Origin of the sequence: Acinetobacter sp. neg1 (assembly GCF_000788125.1) — a bacterium.
Lineage (GTDB): Bacteria > Pseudomonadota > Gammaproteobacteria > Pseudomonadales > Moraxellaceae > Acinetobacter > Acinetobacter vivianii.
This window is the reverse complement of sequence record NZ_JSZD01000015.1, coordinates 108,841-123,906: the sequence shown is the minus strand read 5'-3', so window position 1 is coordinate 123,906 and position 15,066 is coordinate 108,841. Positions and strand designations below refer to the sequence as shown.

14 protein-coding genes are annotated in these 15,066 nt (G+C 40.5%); 8 read left to right on the top strand and 6 right to left on the bottom strand.

Annotated elements, in window-relative coordinates; all coding sequences use genetic code 11:
- Positions 1-213: 213 nt before the first annotated feature.
- Positions 214-663, bottom strand: a complete 450-nt coding sequence (locus PJ15_RS11565) for a hypothetical protein (RefSeq protein ID WP_004770808.1) — start codon at positions 661-663, stop codon at positions 214-216.
- A 189-nt stretch (positions 664-852) separates the two neighbouring features.
- Positions 853-1,389: a GNAT family N-acetyltransferase gene (locus tag PJ15_RS11560; RefSeq protein WP_047430938.1), complete on the bottom strand. Its 537-nt coding sequence runs from the start codon at positions 1,387-1,389 to the stop codon at positions 853-855.
- 109 nt (positions 1,390-1,498) lie between these two features.
- Here PJ15_RS11560 and PJ15_RS11555 point away from each other — a divergent pair, with 109 nt between their 5' ends.
- Positions 1,499-1,996 (top strand): hypothetical protein, encoded by a 498-nt coding sequence (locus PJ15_RS11555; protein ID WP_004770805.1) that lies wholly within the window; start codon positions 1,499-1,501, stop codon positions 1,994-1,996.
- 274 nt (positions 1,997-2,270) lie between these two features.
- Positions 2,271-4,328: a methionine--tRNA ligase gene (gene metG, locus PJ15_RS11550; protein WP_047430934.1), complete on the top strand. Its 2,058-nt coding sequence runs from the start codon at positions 2,271-2,273 to the stop codon at positions 4,326-4,328.
- 71 nt (positions 4,329-4,399) lie between these two features.
- Here metG and drt5 read toward each other — a convergent pair whose 3' ends face one another.
- The gene (gene drt5, locus PJ15_RS11545) at positions 4,400-5,887 is read right to left on the bottom strand and encodes an antiviral reverse transcriptase Drt5 (protein ID WP_047430931.1); all 1,488 of its coding nucleotides are present in this window, start codon (positions 5,885-5,887) and stop codon (positions 4,400-4,402) included.
- Positions 5,888-5,953: 66 nt separating this feature from the next.
- On the opposite strand from drt5, the gene PJ15_RS11540 reads away from it, so the two are divergent.
- Positions 5,954-6,922: an MBL fold metallo-hydrolase gene (locus PJ15_RS11540; RefSeq protein WP_047430929.1), complete on the top strand. Its 969-nt coding sequence runs from the start codon at positions 5,954-5,956 to the stop codon at positions 6,920-6,922.
- Between the two features lie 61 nt (positions 6,923-6,983).
- Here PJ15_RS11540 and PJ15_RS11535 read toward each other — a convergent pair whose 3' ends face one another.
- From PJ15_RS11535 to PJ15_RS11525, 3 genes are all read right to left on the bottom strand, one after another.
- A complete protein-coding gene (locus PJ15_RS11535; protein ID WP_413772466.1) occupies positions 6,984-7,610 on the bottom strand; it encodes a LysE family translocator in 627 nt (208 codons plus the stop codon).
- Between the two features lie 137 nt (positions 7,611-7,747).
- Positions 7,748-8,509, bottom strand: a complete 762-nt coding sequence (locus tag PJ15_RS11530; RefSeq protein ID WP_047430924.1) for a class I SAM-dependent methyltransferase — start codon at positions 8,507-8,509, stop codon at positions 7,748-7,750.
- A gap of 96 nt (positions 8,510-8,605) precedes the next feature.
- Positions 8,606-9,286 (bottom strand): DUF1345 domain-containing protein, encoded by a 681-nt coding sequence (locus PJ15_RS11525; protein ID WP_047430922.1) that lies wholly within the window; start codon positions 9,284-9,286, stop codon positions 8,606-8,608.
- Between the two features lie 184 nt (positions 9,287-9,470).
- On the opposite strand from PJ15_RS11525, the gene PJ15_RS11520 reads away from it, so the two are divergent.
- The 5 genes from PJ15_RS11520 (at position 9,471) to PJ15_RS11500 (ending at position 15,063) form a co-directional block, all read left to right on the top strand.
- The gene (locus tag PJ15_RS11520; RefSeq protein ID WP_004770797.1) at positions 9,471-10,019 is read left to right on the top strand and encodes a TetR/AcrR family transcriptional regulator; all 549 of its coding nucleotides are present in this window, start codon (positions 9,471-9,473) and stop codon (positions 10,017-10,019) included.
- A 13-nt stretch (positions 10,020-10,032) separates the two neighbouring features.
- On the top strand, positions 10,033-11,679 hold the full coding sequence (locus PJ15_RS11515; protein ID WP_047430919.1) for an MFS transporter: 1,647 nt from the start codon (positions 10,033-10,035) through the stop codon (positions 11,677-11,679).
- 29 nt (positions 11,680-11,708) lie between these two features.
- Positions 11,709-12,872: an HlyD family secretion protein gene (locus tag PJ15_RS11510; RefSeq protein ID WP_047430916.1), complete on the top strand. Its 1,164-nt coding sequence runs from the start codon at positions 11,709-11,711 to the stop codon at positions 12,870-12,872.
- A 66-nt stretch (positions 12,873-12,938) separates the two neighbouring features.
- On the top strand, positions 12,939-13,811 hold the full coding sequence (locus PJ15_RS11505; protein ID WP_005256184.1) for a 1-aminocyclopropane-1-carboxylate deaminase/D-cysteine desulfhydrase: 873 nt from the start codon (positions 12,939-12,941) through the stop codon (positions 13,809-13,811).
- Positions 13,812-13,866: 55 nt separating this feature from the next.
- Complete coding sequence (locus PJ15_RS11500; RefSeq protein WP_047430913.1) at positions 13,867-15,063, top strand: NAD(P)/FAD-dependent oxidoreductase; 1,197 nt, start codon at positions 13,867-13,869, stop codon at positions 15,061-15,063.
- Positions 15,064-15,066 lie beyond the last annotated feature (3 nt).

Below are 15,066 nucleotides of genomic sequence, written 5' to 3'. Positions count from 1 at the left end.
CATTTTTTATAGTAACTTTTCTGCTTTAGATTTCTCTGCCCGACAACGCAGGTTTTTTGGAAGGAAAAGTTGATATTGATAAGCGTATAACTGGATCATCCGTCTCATGGTGAGCCATATTAGACAATTTTAAATTTCGTCGAATAAAAAATCCCCAAACATAGCGTGGATATGTTTGGGGAAGTCTTTCATCCTATTCGCAGATTAAAATCATTAACCTTTGAATTTATTGATGGTATCCGTTGCCGCTTTCTTTAAATCATCCAGCTTATGACTAGCCTGAGCTTTTAAATCATCAAATTTTGCCGCAGCCTCATCTTTCAATTCAGCGGCTTTGGCTTTGGCATCATCCAGTTTATGACCTGCTTCTTCTTTAAAGTGATCAAATTTGTCTTGAACCGCATGCTGGGTATCTTCAAGTTTGGCTTTGATATCATCCACTTTATTTGAAACAGCTTCTTTACCTTCAGCATTTTGTTCAGAAACATCTTTCTTTAAATCATCCAGCGCTTTCTCGCCTTTTAACTTCAATTCCTCTGCAGAATGCTTTAAGTCATCAACTGCTTTTTCACCTTGTAGCTGAGTTTCTTTTGCTTTGTATTTTAAGTCATCGCCCAATTCAGCAGCTTGGTTTTTTAATTCATCAAGTTTTTCATTTGTCATGGTATTTCCTCACTATAGGTAAAAAAAACATATCGTTTGGAGCAATCTTAGTTATACCGCGTTTAAAGCTGTTTTTTGCTGATCGCTGCAAATTGAAACAAATGGGATACAGGAAGATTCAAATAATTGCCGAACGATAAATTATTTTATTTCTAGATATAAAAATCATATAAATGAATAACATCCTGTCTAGCTAATAAAATCCTTTTGCAAAATCTCGTAGAGTACATGCCAACTGAGCGGATGATCTTTAGCCAAAGCAGGATGCTGAAATTGAGTGACGTATTTCATGTTTAATTTTTGCATGACCTTTTGTGATTTCGCATTGTCCACCGTGGTAAAGGCCACCACTTTGTCCAGTTTTAATTGATCAAAAGCAAATGTAAGCGCGGCTTGAGCAGCTTCGGGTGCATAGCCCTGCCCCCAATAAGCCTGATCTAGCCGCCAACCGATTTCTACACAGGGCGAAAAAGAAAATTGTGTCGGTTGATCATGCAACCCCGTAAAGCCAATAAACTGCTGATTGTGCTTTAACTCAACCGCCCAGAAACCCCAGCCTTGCGTGTCGATTATTGATTTCATTCGATCAATCATGGCATCGCTTTCTGCTCGGGTCAGGAGTTTAGGAAAGTACTCCATCACTTGTGGATTGCTACCCATTGCGGCAAAGGTTGCATAGTCCTCTGCTCGCCATTGTCTGAGACGTAATCGGGCTGTTTCGATCATTTTTAGAACCAATAAATGTGTATTAAAAAGTATTAACAATATAAGGAGATAGATCGGATATACTGCTGCAAATATCTCAATCATAGACCTTGTCGTCAAAATTGCCTATATGAATGAAAATGAACTTCTAGAAATTCAACAGGAACTTCAGGCCCAAGAAAAACGCTTGAACTATATTCTTTCAAGTAAAAGAAGAATCCAGAATATGATTCTGTCTTTTGAAAAGGATCTGGCTGAACAGTTAATTCCTGTTATTGATCAAATCAGTGATGATAAAGCGCCAGTTGAAAGCAGTTTAGCGCTGACGATCTGCTGGAAATTTTCGAAAGCCGAGTTTCCTAAAACGGAACATTGGTGCAGCGAACTCAGCATTACTGACCTTGAAATCAAAGATCAATTTACTGTGGCATTAAAAGCACAGGCATGGTTAGGTATTTTGGGTAGTGATGAACTTTGGCAAACGCCGATGTGTGCTGAGATTACGCTTGATCCAAAAACAGATGGTTTAAAGCGTTATCACATTCATTTCCTTTCCAAAGGAAAAGTCATTTCGTTAAGAAAGAACTCTAAGCACAGCGTAACAGTCAAGCAAATGCAAAGTATGTAATCCTTCGGGATACATACTTTTTTTATCTAGAATACTGTTATAAAAACGCCGTTTATTAGAATAAAGTCCCCTTAATATACTGATATCTCTTAAAAATAACTATTCTTTATCTCCTCCGTACTCATCCATTTAAATGATTTAAATACAAATAGAGAAAGCTTGACCAACCCAAGCATTAAGCGGCTGAAAAGATTTCACTGAATCCCTTGTGCAAGTCGGGGTCAAGTCATGTAAAATCATCTGCCTTGCAAATACGAATGAGAGAACAATATCCGTGCGTAAAATTTTAGTCACCAATGCCCTACCTTATGCCAATGGTCCTATCCATATGGGTCACTTACTCGGTTATATCCAAGCAGATATTTGGGTTCGTGCAATGCGTGCAATGGGCCATGATGTGACTTATGTATGTGCGGATGATGCTCACGGTACAGCGATCATGCTACGTGCTGAAGCAAATGGCATCAGCCCAGAACAGCAAATTGCCAATGTTCAGAAAGAACATATCCGTGACTTTGATGGTTTTGGCGTGCATTTCGATCACTATGATTCAACCAACAGTGATGAAAACAAAGCACGTTCAGAAGAAATCTATATCAAAAACCGTGAAGCAGGCAATATTGCAATTCGCCCTGTTACCCAGTTATTTGATCCTGAAAAAGGCATGTTCCTGTCTGACCGCTTCATTAAAGGCACATGCCCGAAATGTAAGTCAGAAGATCAATACGGCGATGCCTGTGAAGTCTGCGGTACAACGTATAACGCCACTGAACTGGAAAACCCACGCTCAACCTTGAGCGGCGCAACGCCGATTGAGAAATCATCGGATCACTACTTCTTTAAACTTCCAAATTTCTCAGAATACTTACAGAAGTGGACGCGTGATCAAGGCCGTTTACCTGTTTCGATTGCCAACAAGCTAGATGAATGGTTTGAAGCAGGTTTATCGGATTGGGATATTTCGCGTGATGCGCCTTATTTTGGTTTTGAAATTCCAGATGCGCCGAACAAATATTTCTATGTTTGGGTTGATGCACCAATTGGTTATATGTCGAGTTTTGAAAACTACATCAAAACCAAACGTCCAGATCTAAGCTTCGATGATTTCTGGAAAAAAGACAGCGATAAAGAAGTTTATCACTTCATCGGTAAAGACATTGTTTACTTCCATGCGCTGTTCTGGCCTGCAATGCTTGAAGGTGCGAACTACCGTACCCCATCAGGTTTATTCGTAAATGGTTTTTTGACCGTGAATGGTCAGAAGATGTCGAAGTCTCGCGGTACATTCATCAAAGCTGAAACCTATTTAGAACATTTAAATCCTGAATATTTACGTTACTACTTTGCATCTAAACTTTCTGACAAAGTTGAAGATTCAGATTTAAACTTGGATGACTTCGTTCAGAAAGTGAATTCTGACCTTGTCGGTAAAGTGGTGAATATTGCCAGCCGCTGTGCAAAATTCATTAACACCAACTTCAATAATACCTTGTCGAACACATGTGCAGAGTCTGAACTGGTGCAAAGCTTTATTGATGCAGGCGATTCAATTGCGCAAGCCTATGAAGCACGTGAATTCTCGGCAGCAATTCGTGAAATCATGGCGTTGGCTGACCGTGCAAATCAGTACATCGATGAGAAAAAACCGTGGGCACTTGCGAAGCAAGAAGGTCAGGAACAACAAGTTCATGATGTGTGTTCGGTGGGTATTAACTTATTCCGTCAACTTGCGATTTACTTGGCTCCTGTATTGCCAACGCTTGCTGCACAGGTTCAAGCCTTCTTACAACTTGAAAGCTTTGACTTTGCATCACGTCAGCAGATCTTAGTTGGTCATGAAATTGCGCAATTCCAGCCGTTAATGCAACGTGTTGATGCCAAAGCTGTTGCTGCAATGGTGGATGCCTCTAAAGATTCTTTAGCTGCGGCGGCAGAAGCGCCAAAAGTAGAGAAGAAAAAAGAAAAGAAAGCTGAGAAAAAGCCTGAGCCAAAAGTAGGTGAAGCTGAAATCATTGGTATTGAAGATTTCATGAAAATTGATCTTCGTGTAGCAAAAGTATTAGAAGCAGCAACTGTTGAAGGTTCTGATAAATTGCTGCAACTGACTTTAGATGTGGGTGAAGCTGAACCGCGTAATGTGTTTAGTGGTATTCGTGAGTTTTATCAGCCAGAAGACCTAAAAGACAAATTGGTGGTGATGGTGGCCAACCTTGCACCACGTAAAATGCGTTTTGGTATCTCAAATGGTATGGTACTTGCCGCAGGTAATGGCGAAGGTGTTTGGGTGATTTCACCTGAATCTGGCGCAAAACCGGGTGATAAAGTGTCTTAAGGTTTTAAAATGCTAGACAAGAAAAGCCTCTACTGATGTAGGGGCTTTTTTATTCCCTTATAACTTCAAAATTATAGTTTTTTAACACATGAAGCTATTAAAAAATTAATAGGTGATGCTTTAGAGAAATAATCTAAATTATAATTTCTTTCAGCTGCTTGTAGACTTCTCAAACCAATAGCTGATGACCAAGCCAACCAATCTGATTGTCCTGTTTTTAAAAAATCTAATCTTATCTCTTTTAAGCCAAAACTGTTGACAGGAATTTCTAATATTTTAGCTTGAGCTATCTTATAATTATTTGAAAGCTCATATATTTTTATTAATAATTTTCCAATCGAGCTTACATCAAGTAAGCAATCTTCAACTAATTTTCCTAACCAAAAGAGTTCATATTCTAAAAATAAGTGTTCACTTTCCAAGTGTTCCAATAATACATTTGCTAGAAGTTCTTTATCTATAATTCTTAGCGATACTGAGTAAACTTGTTTAATTAAATTTGGAAACTTCTTTAAAATTTCTGGTAATACAATAAGAAGATTATCACTATAGTCTTTTAGGAAAGATAAAATTAATTCGGCATCTTCTTCCTCAATTTGATTGTCTTTTAATAAATTTAGTAATTGTTCAATTTGTGCCTCATTTAGAGCGAGGGTCGTTTGTTCTGACTGGTGTTGATCACTCACTTCAACTCCTGAAACTAAATCATCTAATCCATCAGTCGATATAACAGCCATCAATGCTTGCTTTACAGTAGACAATGTAGCCCTAACTTCTTGATATTCATTATTTAAAGATGTTTTTGTAGGATTAATATTTAATCCTTTACTGCCTAATAGCTTTTGGATTTTAATAAAATCTCTCTTTAATACATTTTGATCATTATCAAAAAGAATAAAATCGTCCATGAAACGAATAATTTTTGATGATTTCAATTCATGATTTAAATCAATATATTTCAAAAATTCATTGCCTATCATTTTTGAAGGATAGATCCCATGAGGCATAAAATCAACACTTCTACCCGAATTGATTTCTCTACAGAATTGTCCAAAGAATATACTATCTGTCTCACTAATGTTCTTAGATGCAAACCAATGACAAACATCATGATGATACAAACTATTGAAATATGAAGCGATATCAAATTTTAAGTAATATGAAAACTCTTGCTTTAGTGAATTCAAATCTGATTTAAAACTAGCATACGCCTCATGAACTTTTATTGCTTCTCCATTTTCAAATTTATAGCCAAAACACTTTCGGTCTTCACTTACAGCGCCTCTAAATTTTGTACGATTACGATAAATCACGTCATAAATAAAAAATTCAGCAATAGGGTCTAGCTTAATAGTCCTTCTTAAATGATTCTTAGGCTTAGTTGCATATACTTTTTGTTGTGATAAAAAGCTATGTTCAGTCATTTCAGAATTTAAAATTTTTTCGTAAACATATTTATTAATTTCCTCTGAATGATTTTCAATTAGAATTAAGTTTGTATTTAATGGAAATAGGGTTGAAGGAAAATCTTGTTTATAGAATTCTATTACATTGCTCATTTGACACTTCGATTATTTAAACTAGATAATATAATGCCAACACTATACATAATATATTGATAAAAAATGAATATATTCAAAAACTTTCTATTCAATCTCACCCTAAGCACAGCAGCCATAACTACTCAAGCTGCTGAACCCAGCACCACACCAACCCAAAAACAAGTCGCTGGCTTCTATCAATATCAGGCTGGTGATGTACAAATCACTGCCCTGCTCGATGGCACTAACTTTATGTCGCCAAGCTTGTTTAAAGATATTTCACCGCAACAAGTCCAACAAATCCTGAAAAAGTATTACGCAGATCAAGACAAAGGCGTACAAACCTCTATCAATGCATTCCTCGTCAATACAGGAAAATCACTGGTACTCGTCGATAGCGGTGCAGCCAGTTGTTTTGGCCCACATTTAGGTTCAATCCTAAAAAATCTGGTTGCTTCGGGCTACAAGCCAGAACAGGTCGATACCATTTTACTCACCCATTTACACCCCGATCATGTCTGTGGCATCAGCAAAGATGGCGTTGCCAATTTCCCCAATGCAACCGTGTATGTCTCTAGTGACGAAGCCAATTATTGGCTAGATCCCAAACAAGCAGCCAAGCTGCCAAAAGACAAACAAGCAGGTTATGAAGGAACCGTAAAGCACATTAAGCAAGCTATTGCGCCTTACCAAGCCAAGCAACGTTTTAAAACTTATAAGCTCGGTGATGAAATTCAGGGCTTTAAAGTCATTAACACGGCGGGACATACTCCCGGTCACTTTAGCTATGAATTAAAAAGCAAAGGAGAAAGCGTGGTCTTTATTGGAGATATTGTACATTCACATACCGTGCAATTTGATCAACCCAAAACTGCGATTGAATACGATATTGATCCTAAGAAAGCAGTGGCAACCCGTTTAAAACAGTTTGCTGATTTCGCGAAGAATGGACAAACCATTGCTGCACCACATTTACCATTCCCGGGGATTGGACATATTTATTCAGCAGATGGTAAGAGCTATCAATGGATTCCTGTGCATTTTAAAGATTAAGCTGAATCAGCGAATTTTAGGCAATAAAAAAGCGACCTTCTTGGTCGCTTTCTCTATGCCATTATTTCATTCCAAAGATCAGCTTTAATCCCAACAGTGTCATCACACCACCAGCGATACGATCAAACAACGATTTAGATTTTAAATAAACTTTACGTGGCCCTTCTGCTGACAGCGCAACAGCCACCAGCGAATACCAACCCGCGTCAATAAAGAAGCACAACATTGGTAACACCACATAGTAATAACTTGGAATTTCTTTCGGTAATAATGCAGTAAAAATACTGGCAAGAATAATGGCAATTTTCGGGTTACTGAGCTGGGTAATGAGCCCTAAACGGAAAGCCTGTGCATAACTCATGCGCTTCACAGTACCATTCACCGCTTCCATCGGCTCTTTGGCATGCTTGATAATCTTATACGCCAGCCAAAGTAAGTACAGTCCACCAAATATTTTTAAAGCGATATAAGCCGAAGGCACGGCCAATAAAATTGCCTGTAAACCCATAACCGCAAGCAAACCAAACAACGCTGCGCCCGTGCCTGTTCCTAAAGCGGTAAATAAACCATGTTTACGTGAAATCGCAATTGAGTTCTTCGCTACATAAATAAATGTAGGGCCTGGGCTAATCGCACCCAACATTAAGGCCAACGCAATTGAGCCTAAAATCAATAACGATTCCAAGATAACCTCTAGATTAGAATAATTTTCAAGCAATGATTTTACTTAAAAACAGGATGCAGGTGATAGATAAATTTTGATTTGCTGTCTCATTTTATCGCTTTAACTCAATATTTTTGAGTCGATTCCTTATCATTTAAAACTTATGCCCGACTCAAAACCAGATACATCACTTCACTACGAAACGAACCATCTGCCTGAATCTGATAATATTGACGTGTCTGATCAGAAGCTTTGTGCTGCAAATCCCGTATGGTCTGAACCGCATATTCTGGTGTTTTCATCCGTTCAGTCCAGCTCTGAAACTCTAAATCTAAATGTTGTTTTTCAATAATTTCTAGCGTAAATCCTGCATATTCAGCAAAACGTGCCCATTCTCCTAAACTATAATTACGCACATGACTTGGATCGCGAATCGTTTCAATCGTCTGAAAAAAGGTATCCAACACAGGATTCGAATTTCCTAAAATATCAACAATAATCACTTTGCCTTGTTGCGCTACGACACGATACATCTCACTCATCGCTTGTGCAACATTCTGCCAATGATGTGCTGAATAGCGGGTAATAACGCAATCAAAACTTTGGTCTGCAAAAGGCAATGTCTCGGCTGCACCCTGCTGAGTCATAATATTATCGAAACCTTGTTGTTGGGCCTGTTCAGCAACCAATTCCACCATCGACGGCGTTAAGTCGTAGGCAGTCACCTGATCTACAAACGGCACAACTTGATAGCTGACATGCCCACCGCCACAGCCCAAATCCAACACTGTTTTAAACTGATGTAACTGGATCAACTGCTGCATTTTCTGAAATTCAATCCCCTGCGCATGCACAGTACTGCTTAAATAGGCCTGAGATTTATCTTGATATTGCTGTTGATTGACTTGATGCTGGCTGGTCATGTTTTTATCCTTGCTGTGCCTGTCTCTATTTAAAATAACCAAGCACAATAAAAAATAAAAATGATCAATTTTAATTTAATTAATAAAAATAAGTTATCAATTAAATCCAATCAAACTTGCCGCAACATTGATCGCGACCGCCAAAATGACCGTATTAAAGATAAATGCCAGTACACAATGAAAAATATTTAAATGCCTAAGCGATGAACTGGTAATGGACACATCTGCTGTTTGTGCAGACGTACCAATGATATAGCTGAAATAAATAAAATCGAGGTAGTCGGGTTGATCTGTCTTGGGAAAATCCAGCCCCGCTTCTTGGTGACGGCTTTTTGCCAGGTAATAGTCATGGGCATAGTGAATCGCAAATAAAGTATGCAGCAATAACCAAGTTGAAAATATTGTGCCAATGGTCAACAGAATCAGTGCACTTTTTAAAATCGGAAAATCTTTTGGCACATGACTGAGTTGCACCACGATCGAAATAAAACACACCACGATCGCAATCAGCACCACCGTTAAAATCACCCACTTCCCTTCATCCTGTTGCTGGGCACGTTTTAAAATATGTGTTGCATCCAGATGCCACATCATTTTCAAAATCAGGAATAGATACAGCCAAATCGCAATATTCCAGCCTAACTGCAAGCAGGTGGCCCATTTCCAATCAGTAAAAAAATGCAATACCGCATAGATCAGCAAACCTAAGCTAAAAGTTGCAGAGAGATATGGACGATGTTTTATCCCCGTTGCAAAACGTTGTACAAATCCCTGCATACTTCACCTGATTGTCGTTTTATTCATGATTGATTTAGTCTTATTTTTTAACACTGTATGCACTTAGAAAAGCACCTTCTATGATGGATTTTACCTAAATTAAACAAAATAAATTTCTGCTACATATTTACTTCGGACAAAAATGTCCGTTTAATTCACATTAAATATTCCACGAGCTTTGGTCATGGTAAAACGTCAGCAATTGGCGGCTCACAATCGTGATGAACTCCTCAATGCCGCAGAGGAAGTTTTCCGCAAGCAAGGTGTGCATGTGCCTCTACAGGCCATCATTGATCATGCTGGTGTTGGGCGGGCAACTTTTTATCGTAATTTTGCCGATCGTAAAGCCTTGATCGCAGCTTTGCTGGAACGGGCCATTACCCGTTTGGAGCAAAAGGCGAAAGAATTACTTATCTTTAATGATGGTTTTATCCGCTTAATTGAAAGCCATATTGAACAAATACCTCAACTCGTCGTGCTGATTGATTACTGGCGCATTATTGATCGTGAAGACCCAATCATGCTAAACATTTATGAACGACGGAATAAAGCGCTACAGCCTCTGATTGATCAAGCGATACAGCACCAATTATGTCGTCCTGATCTTACCCCTCAAGATTTCGGTATGATTACAGGGATTTTAGGGTCATCATTTCAGGGACATCAGGCGAGCGATCAGCTAAGACTGGCAAAACGCGCAATAGAATTATTATTAAACGGTATTAAAGTGTAGGTCGAGGAATAAAATGGATAAAAGCCCTCGCTATCTAGAGACTCCCCCAGATTGGACTGCTGAAGAGCGCCCAGCCTTACCGGGTTCGCCTGCAGCTATTGCGCATACCCGACCAAAACGTATTGCCTATTTTATTATTGGCCTGATTATCAGTATCGCGGCAAGTCTCAGTAATGGTTTTATTATTGCCAATTTGCCCATCTTTCAGGGTGAATATGGTTTAACACCATCACAGGCAGCATGGCTTCCTGCATCTTATGTCATGGCCAATGTCAGTGCCAACCTGATTCTGTTTAAAGCTCGGCAACAATATGGCTTACGCCTGTTTTCAGAACTGGGATTACTGGTATTTATTGGCGTACTGGTTCTGCATCTCTTTGTACAAACCTATGAAATGGCACTCTTTGCCCGCTTTATTGCAGGCTTGGCCGCAGCGCCACTCAGTTCACTTGGCATGTATTACACCATGCAGGCCTTTGGCAAAGCAGATATGGCCAAAGGGATTTATCTGGCTTTCGGATTTCAGCAACTGGGATTGCCATTGGCATGGATTCTTTCGCCATTCCTACTCAAAGCAAATCCGTGGGATGTGATTTATACCTTTGAATTAGGTCTGGCCATCTGTTGTTTCGCAATGGTTGTTTCACTCAAATTGCCACGTAGCTTACGTCTGCAGGTCTTTGAGAAGCAGGATTTCTTCACTTTTGCTCTATTGGCACCGGGTTTTGCCTGTCTGTGTATTGTCCTCACCCAAGGGCCTATTCTGTGGTGGTTCGATAGCCCGTGGCTGGCTTATACCCTGATTGTTGGTTTCTGTCTGATTGTATTGGGCCTCACCTACGAACATTATCGGACCAATCCGTTGATTATGACCCGCTGGCTGGCGGCTGGCGATTTACTCAGTTTCGTGGTCAGTGCCTTTGCACTACGCTTACTGATGTCAGAACAAAGTTATGCGGCGGTGAATTTTTTGAAAACCATGGGTATGGGGCCGGATCAATTTGTTCCCTTATATGTGGTGATCTTTTGTGGGACGATTGCTGGTTCAGTGTTTAGTGCTTTGACCTTCCATCGCGAGCGGCTCATTTTAAATTTGTTCCTTGCTGAAATCCTGATTTTCATTGCCTGTGCACTGGACTATCACCTCACCAGTGATGTGCGCCCAGCCAATTTCTATCGCAGTCAATTTTTAGTGAGCTTTGCAGGTGGCGTGTTTATCGGGCCATTACTATTGATGGGCTTTATGCGCACCTTGCAGCGTGGACCTCAATATGTCTTGACCTTTATTATTCTTTTTTCAGCCACACAAAACTTTGGTGGTCTGGTCGGTTCATCCTTCTTTAATACTTACCAGCAACATCATACTTATGGTTATAAAGTCGAGATTAACAGCAATCTTAATCCGACCGATCCATTGGTCGCACAACGCTTACAGACTTATCAGCATAGTGCAATGGTGACCACCAATGATCCAGTTCTACAAAATAATCAGGCACTACAAAACCTGAATAAAGTGGTGACACGCGAAGCACAGGTTCGCGCCTATAACGATGTGATTGTATTAAATGGCATTTTTGCTGTTGTTTTACTGCTATGGGGGTTATTTAAATATGTACGTAATAAGTACATGACCCGAAAAAATCTGCAAGCAGCCAGTTAACCCTTATGGTATTTGATTGAGAAAACATTATGTCTGAACAAGATAAACCAGAAAATACAAATGCTCAGAACAATGAGCAAAACCAGACGGTTCAACCTGAAAAGGCACCAGAAGCTGTGACGCAAATGCCACCGCCTCCTCCACCGCCAACCAGTAAGTTGATCAAGACCAAGCGTTCAACCTTGTGGTGGATGCTGCTGGTGTTAATTGTCGGGATTACGATTATTTTATGGGCATGGCGAATCGGGCCATTCCACTCGGCGATTGAACAGACGGACAATAGCTATGTGAAAGGTAAAACCACTATTCTTTCCTCACAGATTAATGGCTATATCAAGGATGTTCTGGTTAAGGACTTTGATCATGTTAAACAGGGTCAGGTACTCATGCATATTGATGCAACGACCTATGACCAAAAGGTGACCCAAGCTGTTTCTGGGGTAGAACAAGCAGAAAATAGCCTTGCCAATCAGACTCAAGCCATTGCCCAGCGTCAGGCAGATGTCGTTGCAGCCCAAGCTAAACTGGATCAGGTCAAGGCGCAATACGATCTCTCGGTTGCACAACTCAAACGCTATCAACAACTGGGCGATAGTGGCGCTGCCTCAAAATCAGAACAGGATAAAGCTGCGGCTGATGCACAGAATAACCTTGCTTTGCTCAAACAGGCTCAAGCCAATATTCTGGTTGCGCAAGAAGCCTTAAAAACGGCGCAAGTCGCTGAAGCAGGCTTAAAAGCGCAAGTAAATAGCGCTCAGGCACAACTGGATCAAGCCAACACCACCAAGGATTACAGCACTATTGTTGCGCCACTGGATGGTCAACTCGGTGAAGTCAATCCACGTGTAGGCCAATACGTTGCAGCAGGCACACAACTGCTCTATTTAATTCCCCAACAAACTTGGGTCATTGCCAATTTTAAGGAAACTCAAATTGCCAATATGAAAATTGGGCAAAAAGCCTATTTTACTGTGGATGCAATGAATCATCAGAAGTTCACTGGACAGGTAGAGCAGATTTCTCCTGCCGCTGGTTCAGAATTCAGTGTATTGAAGCCTGACAATGCGACAGGTAACTTCACCAAAGTGGTACAACGTATTGCTGTACGGATCACCGTAGATCCAAATCAGAAAGGGATGGAAAATTTACGTCCAGGGATGTCTGTCATTACTTCGGTAGACACCAGTTCCTAAACCTATACTGACATTTTCAATCAAATCCATTTACAATGTGATCAAGCTCTTTTTTCATGATCTAAGATGTTTGATCACATTGCTTTTCCCACTCCCTATCAGACCTTAGATCTTCCTGCGCCAGTTCAACTCACCGTGAAGCGTCTGGATCAGATTCATCCCCACATTTCGGGTAATAAGTTTTTCAAACTCAAATACAACCTGCTTGCCGCACAGCAACAAGGCTGCTCAAAAATACTGACTTTTGGTGGGGCTTTTTCTAACCATATTGCCGCAACGGCGTATGCCGCTCAACGTTTTGGTTTTCAAAGTATTGGCATTATTCGCGGAGACGAGTTGGCTTCGCAAGTCTTAAATCCAACACTACAAACTGCGCATGATTTCGGTATGCAACTGCATTTTGTGAGTCGGGCCGAATATCGACTGCGCCATGAAGCCGCGTATTTACAACAGCTACAACAACAATATCCGCAAGCTTTCATCGTTCCAGAGGGAGGGACCAATGCACTTGCCTTGCAAGGCAGCCAAGAAATACTATCTGCTCATGATCGAGAAAATCATGACGTGATTTGCTGTGCAGTTGGTACAGGTGGAACCATTGCAGGGCTGATTGAAAGCAGTTCAGATCGACAGCATGTGCTGGGCTTTTCTGCCTTAAAAGGTGATTTTCTGCAACAAGACATTCAACAGTGGACTGATAAAAAAAATTGGTCTTTAACTGATGCCTATTGTAGTGGTGGTTATGCCAAAACCAGTCCAGCGCTACTGCAATTTATGCAACAGTTTGAACAGCAATATGCGATTCCATTAGAACAGGTTTATACCGCTAAAATGATGATGGGACTTTTTGACCTGATTCAGCAGCAACATTTCCCAGAAAATACCCGTATTCTTGCGATTCACACTGGTGGTTTACAAGGAAAATTGAAAACATACTAAAAGCTGCATAAATCTTTTATAATTGCCCGCTTTTCCGCTCTTGAGTATTTCCCCCATGATCCATCAAGTTGATGTTGTTGTTTTAGGTGCAGGTGCATCAGGCTTGATGTTGGCTGCTGAAGCAGGCAAACGTGGGCGCTCGGTTGCAGTGCTTGAGAAAGCCAATAAAGTCGGTAAAAAGATTTTGATGTCTGGTGGTGGTAAATGTAACTTTACCAATCTGGATGTCGAGCCTGCGAACTATCTTTCTGAAAATCCACATTTCGTTATTTCTGCCCTCACCCGCTATACCAACTGGGACTTTATTGGTCTGGTGTGTGAATACGGAATTGAATATGAAGAACGCAAGCACGGTCAGCTTTTTACCCTAAAAGGATCAAAAGAAATCCTTGAGCTGTTACTTTCAGAATGTGATAAAGCCAAACGTGTACAGATTCAAACCCATTGCGAAGTACAGCAAGTCAAAGCAAAAGCAGACTCAGGTTTTATCATTGAAACCAGTCAAGGGACTTATCAATGTGAATCACTCGTGGTTGCGACAGGCGGTTTGTCTATTCCAACTTTAGGCGGTTCTGGCTTTGGTTATGAGCTTGCACAGCAGTTCGGACATCATGTCTACCCAACACGCGCAGGTCTGGTTCCCTTTACCTTCTCAGATCAATTTAAAGAAGTGACCACCCGTTTAAGTGGTAATGCACTAGATGCAACCTTGATCAATGAACGTCATCAATTTACCGAAGCCTTGCTCTTTACCCATCGCGGACTCAGCGGCCCAAGCGCTTTGCAACTTTCCAACTATTGGCATGTCGGTGAAAGCTTTAAAATTGATTTCTTTCCGAGTCAGGACTTCGCTCAATTTTTCAAAGAAAAGAAAAAATCTCAGCCGAAAGTGCTGTTACGAACCTTGTTGAGCGAATTTACCGCCAAAAGCATCGTACTTGAATTACAGCAATTGATCTGGGCAGAGCAAAGTGAAACTGCGATTGGCAATATAAGCGACCTTCAACTGGAGCAAATTGCATCACAGCTCCATGCCTTTTCCGTTAAACCGTCTGGAACCGAGGGTTATCGCACAGCAGAAGTGACACTGGGTGGTGTAGATACCAGCGAAGTCTCATCAAAAACCATGGAAAGTAAGAAACAGAAAGGCCTATATTTTATTGGCGAAGTACTGGATGTGACAGGACACTTAGGCGGTTATAACTTCCAGTGGGCATGGTCATCTGCACAGGCAGCAGCCCAATTCGTTTAAATA